This is a genomic window from Sulfoacidibacillus ferrooxidans, from assembly GCF_022606465.1.
GTDB classification, from domain to species: domain Bacteria; phylum Bacillota; class Bacilli; order Alicyclobacillales; family SLC66; genus Sulfoacidibacillus; species Sulfoacidibacillus ferrooxidans.
On record NZ_JALBUF010000004.1, the window covers coordinates 202,108 to 217,468 of the forward strand.

The following is a 15,361-nucleotide window of genomic DNA, read 5'->3' on the forward strand; positions in this document are numbered from 1 at the left end:
ATGGGTCTCCTTTAATGAGAGCAAGGTTAGCGCGTGTTTTTTGTGATTTATTTTACATCTGTTGGTAAATACGAAGTATAAGGATAGCCGCCTATCACAAAACGGTACGTATCGCGATAGAGTGCATGAATTGCTGGATCCGTACTGTTGGCAGCATGAATGAGCGTTTGATCGCCAAAGTAAAATGCATGCACTGTGTCATTTTCAATCTGATCATTATGGAAATAAGTCAGCTCATTGAGATATGCATTGCGTTTATCGGGTGATAATAAGATATCGTGTCCACCTTCGATTTCTACACCTAGGCCATACTTTTTTGCTAGATTTGAAGCTTCTTGTAGGCGAACAAGTGAGGGATTTGTTAGCTCATAGTAGTTAGGCTGTAAGAAGGCGGCACTAATACCCATACCCTTCCAATCACTAAAATAGTTGGCATCAAAAAATGGGATCCAGTAAAAGTGTAATCCATCCTGTTCGATAGTATGGCCTATGTGTTGAACAAGTTCCACATCGCGTGGTTGATCTGCACTCATGGATTCTACATCCCAGTAAAAGCCGACAAGATTTAAATCAGAAAAATTTGATGCAGACCAGTTTGAAAGAAGTGTCGATATAGCTGATGTCTCAGATTGTAAACGGGAACCTTTTGGTGATATCGATCCGGATGGGGGGAGAGGTAAGGATAATATGACGTTTGTTTTCATGTAAGGTGTGTGCAGTTTCTTGTCGACTTGACTAGTCGCTTGGTTTAATGCTGCAAGTTGTTCATTTGGCGCAAATAAGTTGGCAACGTAATGATTCCACCCGGAAGTTGTGGTTACAGATCCATATGGTAAAAAGAGTGCGGAGTTAAAAAAGTGTCCAGCTAGTGTCCCTGTGCGATTGATGTACCCAAGCATGGGGACAAACTTTGCTGTAGTCCAACTAGAGTGTACAGGTTGGTTTGGTCCTCCTGAATAAGCGAGAAAAATGTTTGACATGCCAACGGTGCTTTGACTCCATGGAGAAAGGAAGTGATTTACGACTACGGGTTGTACGAGCGCATCCCGTGGAACAAGAGAAAGGTGTTCGGACTTCGGTATTCCTAATGCTGGATTATAGCTAACTTGAAAATTGCGAGCAAAAACCCATACGGCAACAGGGAATGTTACCTTTATGTAGCGTGCAATTTGCGGTTGAATACTGAGATGAACATGAACAACGCCTGAGTTATTTGTTGGAGCAGAAATATTCTTGGTAACTGATTTCCAATCTTTACTATTTTGGGATAAAGAAAAAGTTACCTGATCCGGAATATAAATTCCTTCGGATGGATTTGAATCAAATGTCAACGAAATATCCGAAATGGCCTCTTCTGATCCGATGTCGGTGTAGATGGTGCGCCCCATTTGGCGACAATAGCCTGTCCACGTTGAACTATACTCAGTGATGCCACCTGATGGTCCAGGATGGTTGTTTTGAATGTGTTCAAAATATGGGTCTACTGGGCCATCCACTTGAACGCTTGTATTTTGAGTGGTTGCTAAATTTTGCAAAGTGGTGGGAATGGTACTGCTAGTCTGCGTACTTGTGCTACTTGTCGCAGCAGATCCAGTCATGGCAAAGGCAGGGGCTATGGTCATCACTGATCCGAGAATACCTGCCGCCATGGTCATGACGACTTTCATGCGACTGACTTGCATATGATTCACTCCTTATCATCTGAGATCGGATCACAAAGACTACCGATCGGATACTTCTAGTCTGACAAACTAGCAAGCGTGAGTCAAATGACAATTAGATGTTGTAAGACATGAGATAAAAACAAGAAAGACGGTACAGCATCTTCCACGAAATGTCGTAAAGGATGCTGTACCGTCTATGTGTTTCCAGAACGTTGCGCGTGCAATTGGTAGTTATACTTATTGGGCGAAAGATGTTGCGAGATCAGCGATATTTGGTACGCCAAGACCACTACCGGGATTGTAAACATTGCCTTTAGTTCCTGTGTAGTACAGGTTGTCGTTACTTGTACCGGTTGTATCAAGTGGTGTAAATGGCGATTGAGGGCCTGATGCAAATGTGTAGATTTGCCCATTCCAAAATCCTACGCGCGTGCCAGCGTTTTGATTGATTAGCGCTGTGACACCAGCAAGTTGTGGTGCAACGAAGCTTGTTCCACCATAGACAGACCAATCAGTAGAGCTACCAAAGAGCGTGCTGCTGTATACAGCGTAACCTGTTTCTGGGTCTGCATCCATAACGAGATCTGGGATGTTGCGCCCTTGACCTGTGCCTGTGATCACTTGTGGATCTGGATTAAAGTTCCATGCAGTATCTTGGTCGATCGGTGTTAAGTAAGGCACTGCAGAGAATTGATTGACTCCTTTGACCCCTTGTTGATACCACGGTGTTCCAAAGATCGTGCTGTATCCGCCACCACTGCCTGCGATTGTCGACTCAGCAAAACTGGCTTCGCTACTTGCACCAAATTGTTGCCAATAAGGCCATAAATAATCCCAACCCCATGTGCGCTGTGTCGGGACATCGATGCTAAAATTTCCGAAGTTCTGAACGCCAGGAAGGGTTGTTCCACCAGCGGCTGTGATATATGGACTATCTGCTGGTGTGTCAACGGAAAGGTTTGTCGTGCCGATATCACCAGACGCATCGTAGGCTGCTTGATCGCCAGATGCGGCAAACATGGAGATGCCTTGACTTGCCCCTTCCATAAAGATCTCATTGAACGCTTGGGCGTAGTTTGGTGACTCTTGGCCCTGTGCGATCGAGTAGTTCACTGCTGTCTCGCTTTCGCCCCAACTAGTAGAGATGGAGTCTGCTTGGTTTGATGTCACAGCATCGAGGAAGGCATCTGCAAACCCATAGTCTGTGTTAGGTGCTTGGTAAACGATGATATTAGCCTGTGGTGCGATAGCTCCCGATTGTTCCACGTCAATGGTGGTTTCAACAGACCCATTAGCGGCAGAGACAGGGCCTGCTCCACCGTCTACATTCACTAGATTGATGCGATTACCTAAAACGTGTTTAATATTGTTTAGTTTCCAGAATGTGTAGGCATCAGATGGATCGACACTTGCGAGCGTGACGATGCCGATCGTCTGACCTTGGCCGTAATCCCCCTTGGTATAGAGTGGGTTTACATTGTAATTCGCCGCAAAATCTTGTGGTGTTTGCGATCCAGCCGGAGGACCAGCCGTACTTGTGGATGGTTTCTGTAATTGCGGCAAAGGTTTTAGGAGTTGAGTTGCAAAGTTTCCGTAGTTTGTTAGTCCAAGTACTGCTAACACAGGAGATGCTATCTGACTAGGTAGCTGTGGCGCAGCTACTGTACCGTGGAAATTCACGCCTTGAAACATCATGTTTTGTAGTTGTACAGAAAAAGCTTGATCAAACTGCCCTGCAGTGCCGTTTGCTGTGATATCGAGATTGTCTGGATACACAGAGGTACTGATGCCGTATGACTGTAAGTAACTTGTCAGGGATTGAATTACAGATTGTGGTTGACCAAATTGCGTTGCAAACTGAGAGACAGACAAATAATGGCGATATTGAGGACTGCCTGGTGTCACTGATTGTTGGATGAACTGTTGTAGTGCAGAAGTATTCGTTGTATGCAAAACAATACTGACTGTCATAGGTGTATCGGCAGGTGTGTCGCCAAACACAGTGGCATTTTGTAAAACAGTGGGTCCGACGCCTTGTGGGACAGGGACGGGTCCGCCACCTGGTTGTGTTGGTGCAGGTCCACCTGGTCCACTTGGGGTACCTGGTGGTTGGGCTGTGCTCGCAAATACTTGTGGGGCAGAAACGATGAGTGGTGTCATGGCCAACATGGTTGCAACACCGATGGTAAACGGCTTCTTACTAAATGAATGTTTTCTTTTCATTCTGATCCCTACCCCCGTCTTACAATATAGAATTCTACAAAAATATATTCGGAGCAATATATTCGACAAGGAGTCAGCGCATTCCTTCTACACTCATGTATTTTTATTCATATTTTTGCAGGGTCTTAATAGCACGTACATGCAAGTTTGCTTGCAGCATCAGAGTTCCAAGCAAAGGGCATAGCAGAGTCTCAATGATCCGCTATCATTATCGTCGTAATAAAATAGTTTGTAATCTTTTTAAAACAGTATTGTAATCTAAATGTAATCTATGATATGATGCTCTCATCAAATAAAAGATCAGATGAGGAGTTGCTTATATGAAAAAATTACAAGTCATTGCAGCATTAGCAGCAGTATGGATGATGAGTGCACCATTATCAGCGTTTGCCGCATCATCATCAACTAGTGTCGCGCATGCTACGACTCACCACCAGGTAGCGAAACATGCCACAGCAAAAAGTACGAACAAAGCAAAAAAATCATCTGCACATGCGACTGCTAAGAAAACAACGTCAGTTAAGCGTGGAAAAGCATCTCATCATGCTACATCAGTAAAAAAAGTGCATGTTACACATAAAGTAGACAAGCAAAAAAAGACAGATGTGCATACAAAAGCGGCCCATTTAAAAAGTAAGAAAGCTCAGTCGCAAGGCCGCAAAGTAACACATAAGAAAACTTCACATAAAAAAGTTGAACTTAAAAAAGTTGAACTTAAAAAAGTAGCACACAAGAAAGTCGAACATAAAAAAGTTTTGCAAAAGAAAGACACCCATACAGTCAGCAAGCATCATAAGACGAGTCATGGTATTGCAAAACACTCAGGTAAAAAGGTGAAGCTGACAAAAAAAGCTACGAAGGCAAAAGCGAAACATACTACAAAGAAGTAAGGTATGTTTAACGTCAAATGTCAGTACATTATACATCAGCGGTAGTTTATAGATAGGATATATATATAGGAACTCACATGCGATTACGCAGTGAGTCCTTTTTTGTTCTCGATCATTTTAAATATTAGTTGCGGGTAAGCAAGAATCATATGTTATAGTTGATTTATAGTAAACTATAACACTAATTTATTGATTATTTCGAGTATGGCATCACATATTATACAAGCGTTTTTATGTAAAAATATCAGAGGAATAGGCGCACCAAATGTCGAATGTTAGTTCTAATTATGTTTTATAGATTGTATCCACCAGGCGAATGAAGGGAAGAATCATATGTCGTTTCATAGAAATGATTTAGAAGGACAACGAATGCATGCTCGTGGAACGGACATGATCTTCTATCTTTATTTACTGAACATGGGATTTTTCTTGGCAGTGATTGTCGCCTCGGCGTTACTAGTACATGGGATGCAAGCGCATATTGTTGAGATTGTGGTAAGTGTAGTGTATGCGGTGATTAATGGCATCTTTTTTTATCTCTTCTCTTCTCAACAACGTCTTACTTCACGCAAACGAGTACCCCTAAGACCAGACTTACAAGCTGGTGATTCCGTGATGGAAGCGTTATATGAAGGGTATTACGAAGTGGATTTGTCCGGTCGTATAAAGGCGTTTAATACTTCCTTCACAGATATTCTAAATGTTGACCCTAATCATGCTAAAGGGATGGTCATTACAGAGTTTGTTGATGCAAAGACTGCTTTTCATGTGTTGCGAGTAGCACACCAAGTGTTTCATCGCGAGTATTCATATAGGGCACTTCCTGTTTCATACCAACGAGATGAGGGAAATATTCTTTCTCTTGAAGTTTCGATCACACTGATTCGAGATAAGCACGGTGAAAAAATAGGATTTCGCGGCATCGTGCGCAATGTGAGTGAGCGGAAAGAAAGTGAGCGTGCACTGGCAGAAACGGCAGGGCGTCTGCGCGCATTGCTGTGCACTATTCCTGATGCCATCGCTTTTAAAAATGAACGTTTAGAATGGCTTGAGGCCAATCAAGCAGCGCTTCAACTATTTCGAATTAGCGGCAGCAACTATCATGGAAAATCCAGTCTTGACATGGCCTCATTTGCAGGGGTTGAGTATAGTGTGATCGAAAACTTTCATGAGCTAGATGTTTTAACACAGAACAATGGAACGATGATCACGCGTGAAGTCGTCGTGACCGATCAACAGGGTAATGAAAAAATGTATGAAATTCGTAAAATTCCTGTTATGGATGATTATGCAAAAAGTATTGGTGTGCTTTCGATTGTCCGCGATATTTCTTTGCAACATAATATGCAGCAACAATTATTGGATAGTGAGCGCAGATATCGCTCCTTTATTGATCATTTAAATGACGGCGTGGTGTGGATGGATTTGACTGGGAAAGTGGTTGATGCCAACCCTAGTTGCTATGCCATCCTAGGCATTGAGCAAACTCTCGTTGGACATACGATGCGTTCTTTTGTCCACGGGAGTGATGTGTCGTCTGTTTTAAACGCGTTTGCGAAGGCTTGTCGTGGAGAGCTACAAGAGGGCATATACCGTGCTTTGCGCAATGATGGAGAGATACTGGAACTGATCATGCGGTTTTCTCCACAACTGGTTTTAGACCAAATTGTGGGTGTGTTTATTTTATTTCGAGATGTTACGCAAGAAAGGCGAACCACTCGCCAACTGCAAGATGTATCGCGTAATCAGCGCGTCATTCTACAGTCAGCGGGAGAAGGGATTTTCGGTATTGATTTAGATGGAAGAATTACATTTTGCAATGCTTCTGCACTCGCGAAAACGATGTACGAAGAGTCTGAAGTGATTGGATTTTTTGCATGTGATGTGTTTTTTCAACCAACGAATGGTGAATGCTTGCGGTTCTCACCACCACTGTTGCATTCATTTTTTACGGGAGTTAGAACGAGCGATGAGAGCGAGCGTGTTGAAAATGCACTTTTTTATCGCAAAGATGGATCGGCTTTCTATGTGGATTATGTCTTGTCGCTTATGATTGATTATGGGGAAATTGTGGGTGCGGTATGTCTGTTTAGTGATGTGACGGAGCGTAAACGAGCAGAGCAAGCGCTTATGCAGTCAGAAAAACTAGCGGTGATCGGGCAACTAGCGGCAGGGATAGTCCATGAAATTCGCAATCCACTCACGGTGATCAAAGGGTTTCTTACTTATTCACAAGGTGGGAATTTTAAGATGGACTATGTGCCAGTGATGAACAAAGAGATCGATCGTATCGAAGCGATTATTCAAGAATTTTTAGTGTTATCGAGACCGCAGGCTATGAATTTGCGTTGGTATGATCTTAGTCAAGTGATTTCCGATAGTTTAGTCCCTATGCGCGCGCTCACATTACAAAATAATATTACAGTGGTGATGCGTATAGACACTGGTCTGCCTTTGATCCAAGTAGAAGAATTGCAGTTGCGTCAGGCGATTATGAATCTCATAAAAAATGCGATAGAATCTATGCCATTAGGTGGGGAAATGAGAATAGAGGCGACTATGCAAGACCATCATCACGTAAAAGTGATGATTGCAGATGAGGGGTATGGCATTCCGGAACAGCAGTTGATCCATGTAGGTGCACCATTCTATACGACAAAGCCAAGCGGAACAGGACTTGGTGTGACAGTGAGTCAAAAAGTGATTGAAATGCATTATGGAACCCTTGAGATTCGAAGTGAGCTTGGGATAGGTACAACCGTTGAAATCACGCTACCCATTGAACACAAGGAGCGATCTGTTCATGTATCGATGGGTCACTTGCGCTCGTAACAAAAATGGTGTTTGCATGTGAAGCGTGACTTGATGTGATCAAATGCTGGGGAGTAAAGGCTATAGAAAAAAGCACCTACTAGTAGGTGCTTAGAATAGATAAAATCGCTTCAGGTTGTACCTTATAGCTTACTCACATTAGCAGCTTGCGGTCCCCGTTGTCCTTCAACAATGTCAAATTCAACTTGTTGACCTTCTTCGAGCGTGCGATATCCATCTCCGTTGATGGCGGTATAGTGAACAAAAACGTCATTATCACCATCGACACGGATGAATCCGTAGCCTTTTTCTCCATTAAACCACTTTACTGTTCCTTGCATTGCAAAAGCCCCCTACAGAAGTACACTTACGTACTTACATAATGTATTTTCATTTCTAACATAGCACTGCCATCTGAAAATGTCAAACGATTTCTACTTTATTGTTAACATGCTAGAAAAGAAGCCATAGAGTACGTTGTATGGTTTGGGTATCAACATCTATGCTTATTATGTTGACTATGTGCCCCCATAAGACAGTGAATGATGTCGAAATCTACTAGGAAACTGCGACGCACATTGTCGATAAAATGGAATGATTGAGGGGAATGAGCATTGTCGCCTTAGTTATTATCAAGTATGATAGGGGTAGAAATGAACAATTTGTCGAAATTTCATGGATGATCGCAAGTGCATGGTGAAGGTGTGGATGTCAACTCTGGTAAATGATGCCTCTTGTTGACACGTACTACTTATAGAGAAGTGGGGCTAAGTCATTGAAGCGAGTGATACGTTCATTTTCAGGATACGGCATTGGATTACTCATCGGAAGTGTCGTATTTGGTGGAATTAGTTTTGCAAGCACTGGTGTACAAGCTATTCATGTGCGGTATGCCAATATTCAAATAAAGGTAGACGGTAAAGTGATCCCTACAGAAGCACAGCCTTTTATCTATCATAAAAACGTTTATGTTCCTATAAGTACTATTGGTCTAGGATTAGGTTCACACGTTCAGTGGGTTGGTGGACTAGATGATGTGATGGTTACAGAACCAGGGCAGTCCTTAGAACAATCAGGTTCCTTATCGTATGATACGTCACCCGTTTTATGGTACGGACCTACGCACACTACATACCACAACGGTTCTCTTGAGGTGTCGCCAATCGCTTTAGCTAGTATGATGGGTGAGCCGTTCTCCTACGATGCTTCAACACATTCCTTTTATATTGGGCAAGGAGATGGCAGTGGATTACCCCTTGTTCATTTTCCTGTGGTACGTGAGTATGGGGACTTTGCATCATGGAGTCAAGGGAATATAGGGCCTGCATCAGGGTGGAACGATGGGCCACCTGAAATTGATGGTAAGGTATATGCAAATGCCACTGGACAGTCCATCGTATGGTCGCCAGTTAGTGATTCTTCTGTAGTGCCTGGAGTTGTCTATAATTTACGCGCTAAATATGCGTATCTCACAGGGGTTTTTGGTATGGATAGTGCGGTGTCTAGTCAAAATGCAGTGCAGTTGACTGTGCTTGGTGACGGACAGCAGCTGTATCAGTCTCCCTGGATGACGGCATCTGAAGCGGGCACGCCAGTTGCGGTCAACGTGAGTGGTATTCATCTACTGAGCGTCGAGTTTGCGGTTAAAACTGCAGATGGTACGATCTACTCGATGGGACAAGCAACCCCTTCTAGTACTGTAGCTAATGCAGACTTTCTGGATGTGCGTGTGCATTCATAGATATAGCGTTGTGTCTCATGATGGATGAATGATAGCAAAGAGACGGCTATTGCAACGCTGTGTGGTAGACGTTAATCGAATGAAGAAGAGCTTATGCGCAGGAGGTTAGTCGTGTGAAACGACAATTCAGTATCATCGCGGGTGTTGTAACGAGTGCGTTTTTATTTGGTGGTGTATCTTATGCCAGCGTTGGTATCCAACAAATTCAGGCATCCTTTCATAATATCCAACTCATCGTGGATGGTAAGACCATTGCCACGAATGCACAACCCTTTATTTATAACAAAAATGTATATGTGCCCATCTACACTGTGGGCAATGCGCTAGGGGCAAATGTACAATGGATTAATAATATTCCGGAAGTGGATGTTACAGGTAAGTTTCCCGCAGCAACAACTGTGCCCTCAAGACAACCATTATCTGTATGGATTAATGGCAATCAAATGCCTGATGGGGTCATTGGGAGTAAAGGTCAGTTATATGTCCCCGCGGGTGACGTTGCGTATCAAACAGCAACTGGGCTTATGCCAACGGTTAATGCATCGGGAAATCTTGATTTGTCTCAAGTCTCTCCTACAACACCAGAAGGAACATTGCTTACAACGCTTTCGCCAAGCAGTGTAAGTGGAGATTTTAGTAATAGCAGTTTGTACCCTGGTGGGCATTTGACAGGATTTTACGCGCCCACTGTATTAGGAAAGATGTACTCTGGGCCATCTACTGTTGAATGGGGCATAACGACTTCAGAGTCTGCTGTGATTCCGCAAGTTACGTATTCGCTACATGGGCAATACCAAACTTTATCAGGCATGTTTGCAGTAGATGATATCACACGCAATTTTGGAGGTGCAGCACAGCTTGTTTTTGTCGGTGATGGAAAAGTTCTTAGTTCTACCGGATGGGTTCAAGGTGGCAGTGCGCCAGTTCCATTTTCTATTCCTGTAACAGGAGTGAATACGCTACAAATACAGTATCAATTAAAGGATGCCAATGGCACGGTCTATTCGTCAGGTGATACCTATCAAGCACCAAGTGTCAATGCTGATCAAGTGAGTGGTCCTGTTGTCTTCACGGATCTTATACAACCGACGTTGTCAGAGGCAGCTACTGTAACTGTTTCCACAAGTAATAGCGCATCTACAGTCACTAGGCGAATCAAGTAAATCATTTAGTGTATGCAAAACCAATAAATTTGATGCAAAAGGCTTGTCATATCCTGTCGAATTGAGTATGATACTAATAGATAAGAGCTTAGACGTATGCAGGGTTTTTCCAGTAGCGATCTAAGCTTTTATTGCGCCATTATTTATTGTATCTTATAATTTCGTCCGTTGTCTGTCCGCTTATAATTGATGTATATTTTCCCGTTATGGCCACCAATTGGTGGCTCTTTTTATGACTATTCACAGGATGATCCACCGCCTCGTTGGTTACTCTACACCGTAAGTACACGTGAGCGGATGGTGATTCATGTGCATTGGCGAATCGGCGCAACAGTGTTGCTAGGCCTTTTTGTGGTAGCAACGGGTAGTTTCGCTGTGATTGCACGACAACATGGTGGGGGCATGTCTCAGTTTAAAACATCTACTATGTTGCCGCAGCGGGGATATGAACGTGAAGAAAGATCATCTGTCAAAGCTTCTATCGATAGTCAACAATCGATAAAGAAAACAGAACACGATCAACAGAAGATGATCGATCAGCATATCCGTCTTTCACTGGAAGCTTTGGTTGGTGCGAAACAAGGGAAGAATTCAGAAACGATTCTTTTTATTGGCACAGATTCTCGACATGGTGAAGCTGCTCGGTCAGACGCGATGCTATTGACTCGCGTGAATAAGGAACAAAATAAAGTGCTGGTGATCTCTATTCCAAGAGATATGCGTGTACATGTACCTGGGTATGGATATACGAAAATTAATCATGCACTCGCTTACGGTGATCTCCCCCTTGTCAAACGGACGGTTGAACAGACATTTTCCATCCATATTGATCACGCTATCGTTATTGATTTTCACGCCTTCTCAGAGCTCATTGATGCCATAGGTGGCGTGCAAATTACTATAGATAAACCTCTTAATTATGACGACAACACAGATGGAACCCATATACATTTGAAGCCGGGTATGCAGCAACTGAGTGGACAAGAAGCGCTAGATTATGTCCGCTTCCGGCATGATGCGTTGGCTGACACGGGGCGCATGGAACGGCAGCGTAATTTATTACATGCGATAGCTAATAAGAAGATACCTTTGTCGCGGTGGTGGACGTTAGGTATGGTATTACCTAACCTTACGTCCCATATGCGCAGCGACTATACTCAGATGGATTTGCTAGGAGAGATTGCAAGTGTTGCGCTTGCTCCTAAATGGACAGTAGTTACTGAGGGGTTGCATGGAATGAATCGGGTAGACCCTGCGGACGGACTGTGGTATTTTTACCTGGACGAAGATGGAGTCAAGCAGTGGCGAAGTATGTGGCGGGCATTTAGCGGCACAGAGTCGCCTGGATAAGACTGCACTTTTACATAGGGATGAGTTAGTTAGGATTGGTGTGAATATGGAGCGTGTTGGAATTCTTGGTGTGCCTTTTTCTGCGTTAACAGAGCATGAGGTCATGCTGCACTGTGTTGCATGTATTGAATCACAAACTCCACATATGGTGATCACTGCGGGACCTGAATTTGTTATGCGCTTACAAAGTGATCCGCGTTTGCGTTCTGTGTTGACTGCAGCAGATCTCATTACTCCAGATGGCATTGGTATTGTGATTGCATCGCGATGGTATGGGCAACCGATTGCAGAACGGGTGACGGGTGTATCGCTAACTGAACGGTTATTGGCATATGCTCACGATCAGAATTTGCGGGTGTATTTTTTGGGAGCCACTGAGGAGGCTTTGCAAAAAGCGATGCATGTGCTAAGAGGCCGTTATCAAGGGTTGAATATTACAGGTAAAAATGGGTATTTTACATCTGATCAGGTAGATGAGGTACTTGCTGATATTATGCAGGTGCGGCCACACATTTTATTTGTTGGCTTAGGGCAACCACGGCAAGAAGAGTTTATTGCTACATATAAGGATCGCCTAGGTGTACCACTGGCTATCGGCATTGGTGGTGTCATCGATGTCTTAGGGGGAACTGTGAAACGCGCACCCGTAATGATGCAGCGCCTTCACCTCGAATGGTTTTATCGTTTATTGCGTGAACCTAGTCGGTGGCGACGGCAACTTGTGTTGCCACAATTTGCACTTGCAGCTTGGTTGGATGCGCGATCACGGGCGCGCCGCTAAAGGGTTAGTCTTGTCCTCTGTGTGGAAAAGGAGTTGCGTGTAATTTGAAAGTTGCAAGACAGAAGATGAGTCTGTTCGTTGCTTTTCTGAGTTTGTTTTCTGTTTTGTTATCCGTGAGTCCATCCTATGCAAAGGATCTTGTACAGGGAAAACGCTATACATTATTAATCGCTGGACTTGATCACGATGGGACGAGTAAAGATCCGGATCGTCGAACAGATGCTCATACAGATGCCTTAGTGCTACTCAGTTCTAAGCTCGGGAGTGGTGTTGTCAATGCGGTACATATTCCAAGAGATACGCGTGTATATGTACCGCATGAAGGTTATACGAAGATCAATGGCGTCTACCTTTTGCGCGGTCGCAAGGGACTTTCTACTGCTGTCAGCACGCTGACTGGCATCCCTATAGACGATGTACTCGTTATGGATTTCGCGCGTTTTCGGCACGCATTAAGTCTTGTGCCAAGAATGCCATTTACACTTGATCGTCCTGTCATGGCACCGGAAGGAGACGTGCATCTCTCTGTAGGGACGCATGTACTGAGTCCAGCGGAAGCGCTTGCTGTGGTTCGATTTCGGCATGAACCACTTGGTGATATTGGACGTGTACACAGACAAGAACGATTTATGCGCAGTGCAGTGGACGTCGCCTCTAAACTGCCCTATGGGCTTTTTGTGCAAGTCATGAAAACACTTGATTCACAAGTGACTGATCAGGATATTCAGATTGCTTATGCACTTGTTCATCCGGTGATCGAATACCATGCACACTCTGTTCCTGGCAATTTTAGTGTGGGGCCAGGTGTTAGTTATTGGTTGCCTGACCAACGGGGAATGTCTGCGATTGCGGCGCTTGTCTTGCATCATGAAGAGGGAATTCCGGCTTTTAGCGCATGGCATAGCCGTGCTTTAGCAGTAGATGCGGACGATGGTCGAGATCGATCTCATTGAAGAAAGATGCATTTTTGACCAAAACTTGACGTTCTATAATTCCGCTCAGTGCACACGATAGAGATGTCGCGTAAGCGAACATACTGTTCTGGGAGGGAATCATATGTCTAGTGGTTTCTCACAAGTCATTAAAGCTTCGCATAAGGCACTCGATGATATGAAGTATGAAATTGCAGGAGAACTCGGATTGCCCGTATTTAAAGGCAGTGAAGACTACTGGGGTCATATTATGACAAAAGATGCAGGTGCAGTTGGTGGTCATATGACGCGAAAGCTCGTGGCATTTGGCGAAATGGCGTTATCACAACAAAATAAAAGTGAGTAATTGATCTGTAGTGTGTGAAAAATAAACAGGATGATATGGTGGGCGAGGGGGCAGTGTCACTTGTGAGCTCTGCTTGTCCACCCTTTTCATTGACACAATGTCGCGACTGTAATACAGTATCAATGTCTCTGTTACGAGACAAGTGTACTGGTATGGAGGTGCGATTGATATGGCCAACCGTAAGTTATTTACTTCTGAATCCGTAACTGAAGGTCATCCTGATAAAATATGTGATCAGATATCTGATGCGTTATTAGATGCATTTTTAAAACAAGATCCATTTTCGCGTGTCGCTTGCGAAACATCGGTCACAACGGGTCTCGTACTCGTTGCGGGAGAAGTCACTACAGAAGGTTATGTAGATATACCGCATGTTGTGCGTGAAGCGATTCGCAATCTTGGGTATACACGTGCAAAGTATGGTTTTGATGCAGATACGTGTGCAGTGATTACGTCGATTGACGAACAATCTCCTGACATTGCTATGGGTGTAAATAAAGCACTTGAATCACGGCATGGCGAAGAAACGGAGCAAGATCTTGATGCGATTGGCGCAGGTGATCAAGGTCTGATGTTTGGACTTGCTGTTAATGAGACAGATGATCTGATGCCACTGCCTATTTCACTTGCACATGGACTTGCTAGGCGCTTAGCGCAAGTACGCAAGGAGCGCATTGTCAATTATTTGCGTCCAGATGGAAAAACACAAGTTACCGTAGAGTATGATGGCAATCGCCCTGTCCGGGTTGATACGATCGTCATTTCTACCCAACACCATCCGCTTGTCGACTTAGAGACGATCGAACGCGATATGAAAGAACTCGTTATTAAAGAGATCGTTCCGGCACATTTATTGGATGAGCAGACGCGGTATTTGATTAATCCTACTGGACGGTTTGTGATTGGCGGCCCACAAGGAGACGCTGGTCTTACAGGTCGTAAAATTATTGTGGATACGTATGGTGGATATGCGCGGCACGGCGGCGGTGCATTTTCTGGGAAGGATCCGACTAAGGTCGATCGCTCCGGGGCTTATGCGGCGCGTTATGTGGCAAAGAATGTCGTAGCGGCAGGTCTAGCTGACAAGTGTGAAGTACAGATCGCGTATGCGATCGGTGTCGCTCATCCAGTATCAATTATGGTAGATACGTTTGGAACTGGAAAAGTTGCAGATGAAAAGATTGAAGAGTTGATCCAAGCTAATTTTGATCTGCGTCCGGCAGGGATTATCAAGGCACTTGATTTGCGTAGGCCAATCTATGCACAAACTGCGGTGTACGGACATTTTGGTCGCCCTGATCTGGATTTGCCTTGGGAGCGCACGGATCGTGCTGCAGCTTTGCGTGAACAAGCAGGACTATAATGTCGCAACAACCCCCACAAAATCAGTGAGCGGGACGAATATAGAGAGTGAACACCCTAACCCCATTTTGAACGCGATGATTCGCGTTCTTTTTTTT

12 protein-coding genes are annotated in these 15,361 nt (G+C 44.1%); 9 read left to right on the top strand and 3 right to left on the bottom strand.

Annotation, left to right across the window (positions count from 1 at the left end; translation table 11 throughout):
• Positions 1–47: 47 nt before the first annotated feature.
• A complete protein-coding gene (locus tag MM817_RS08580) occupies positions 48–1,682 on the bottom strand; it encodes a DUF4855 domain-containing protein (protein WP_241713784.1) in 1,635 nt (544 codons plus the stop codon).
• Positions 1,683–1,901: 219 nt separating this feature from the next.
• A complete protein-coding gene (locus MM817_RS08585) occupies positions 1,902–3,887 on the bottom strand; it encodes a S53 family peptidase (protein ID WP_241713786.1) in 1,986 nt (661 codons plus the stop codon).
• Positions 3,888–4,207: 320 nt separating this feature from the next.
• Between MM817_RS08585 and MM817_RS08590 the strand changes: the two genes are divergently transcribed.
• Positions 4,208–4,777, top strand: coding sequence for a hypothetical protein (locus MM817_RS08590; protein ID WP_241713788.1), 570 nt, complete (start codon positions 4,208–4,210; stop codon positions 4,775–4,777).
• A gap of 333 nt (positions 4,778–5,110) precedes the next feature.
• On the top strand, positions 5,111–7,609 hold the full coding sequence (locus tag MM817_RS08595; protein ID WP_241713790.1) for a PAS domain-containing protein: 2,499 nt from the start codon (positions 5,111–5,113) through the stop codon (positions 7,607–7,609).
• A 122-nt stretch (positions 7,610–7,731) separates the two neighbouring features.
• Here the strand turns inward: MM817_RS08595 and MM817_RS08600 are convergent, their stop codons facing one another.
• Entirely contained in the window at positions 7,732–7,929 is a 198-nt protein-coding gene (locus MM817_RS08600; protein ID WP_241713792.1) for a cold shock domain-containing protein, read from the bottom strand.
• Positions 7,930–8,372: 443 nt separating this feature from the next.
• Here MM817_RS08600 and MM817_RS08605 point away from each other — a divergent pair, with 443 nt between their 5' ends.
• From MM817_RS08605 to metK, 7 genes are all read left to right on the top strand, one after another.
• On the top strand, positions 8,373–9,329 hold the full coding sequence (locus MM817_RS08605; protein ID WP_241713881.1) for an NPCBM/NEW2 domain-containing protein: 957 nt from the start codon (positions 8,373–8,375) through the stop codon (positions 9,327–9,329).
• Positions 9,330–9,442: 113 nt separating this feature from the next.
• On the top strand, positions 9,443–10,492 hold the full coding sequence (locus tag MM817_RS17260) for an NPCBM/NEW2 domain-containing protein (protein WP_241713794.1): 1,050 nt from the start codon (positions 9,443–9,445) through the stop codon (positions 10,490–10,492).
• 189 nt (positions 10,493–10,681) lie between these two features.
• Positions 10,682–11,842 (top strand): LCP family protein, encoded by a 1,161-nt coding sequence (locus tag MM817_RS08615; RefSeq protein ID WP_241713883.1) that lies wholly within the window; start codon positions 10,682–10,684, stop codon positions 11,840–11,842.
• A gap of 46 nt (positions 11,843–11,888) precedes the next feature.
• Positions 11,889–12,623 carry a WecB/TagA/CpsF family glycosyltransferase gene (locus tag MM817_RS08620; RefSeq protein ID WP_241713796.1) on the top strand — a complete coding sequence of 245 codons (735 nt, stop codon included), beginning with the start codon at positions 11,889–11,891 and terminating at the stop codon, positions 12,621–12,623.
• A 44-nt stretch (positions 12,624–12,667) separates the two neighbouring features.
• Positions 12,668–13,576 (top strand): LCP family protein, encoded by a 909-nt coding sequence (locus MM817_RS08625; protein ID WP_241713798.1) that lies wholly within the window; start codon positions 12,668–12,670, stop codon positions 13,574–13,576.
• Positions 13,577–13,679: 103 nt separating this feature from the next.
• Entirely contained in the window at positions 13,680–13,901 is a 222-nt protein-coding gene (locus MM817_RS08630; protein WP_241713800.1) for an alpha/beta-type small acid-soluble spore protein, read from the top strand.
• A gap of 169 nt (positions 13,902–14,070) precedes the next feature.
• On the top strand, positions 14,071–15,264 hold the full coding sequence (gene metK, locus MM817_RS08635; RefSeq protein ID WP_241713802.1) for a methionine adenosyltransferase: 1,194 nt from the start codon (positions 14,071–14,073) through the stop codon (positions 15,262–15,264).
• Positions 15,265–15,361 lie beyond the last annotated feature (97 nt).

Coding starts and splice junctions, on each gene's coding strand:
- MM817_RS08620 (WP_241713796.1), top strand. CDS start 11,889: ATGGAGCGTGTTGGAATTCTTGGTGTGCCTTTTTCTGCGTTAACAGAG.
- MM817_RS08590 (WP_241713788.1), top strand. CDS start 4,208: ATGAAAAAATTACAAGTCATTGCAGCATTAGCAGCAGTATGGATGATG.
- MM817_RS08630 (WP_241713800.1), top strand. CDS start 13,680: ATGTCTAGTGGTTTCTCACAAGTCATTAAAGCTTCGCATAAGGCACTC.
- MM817_RS08580 (WP_241713784.1), bottom strand. CDS start 1,682: ATGCAAGTCAGTCGCATGAAAGTCGTCATGACCATGGCGGCAGGTATT.
- MM817_RS08615 (WP_241713883.1), top strand. CDS start 10,682: ATGTATATTTTCCCGTTATGGCCACCAATTGGTGGCTCTTTTTATGAC.
- metK (WP_241713802.1), top strand. CDS start 14,071: ATGGCCAACCGTAAGTTATTTACTTCTGAATCCGTAACTGAAGGTCAT.
- MM817_RS08600 (WP_241713792.1), bottom strand. CDS start 7,929: ATGCAAGGAACAGTAAAGTGGTTTAATGGAGAAAAAGGCTACGGATTC.
- MM817_RS08595 (WP_241713790.1), top strand. CDS start 5,111: ATGTCGTTTCATAGAAATGATTTAGAAGGACAACGAATGCATGCTCGT.
- MM817_RS08585 (WP_241713786.1), bottom strand. CDS start 3,887: ATGAAAAGAAAACATTCATTTAGTAAGAAGCCGTTTACCATCGGTGTT.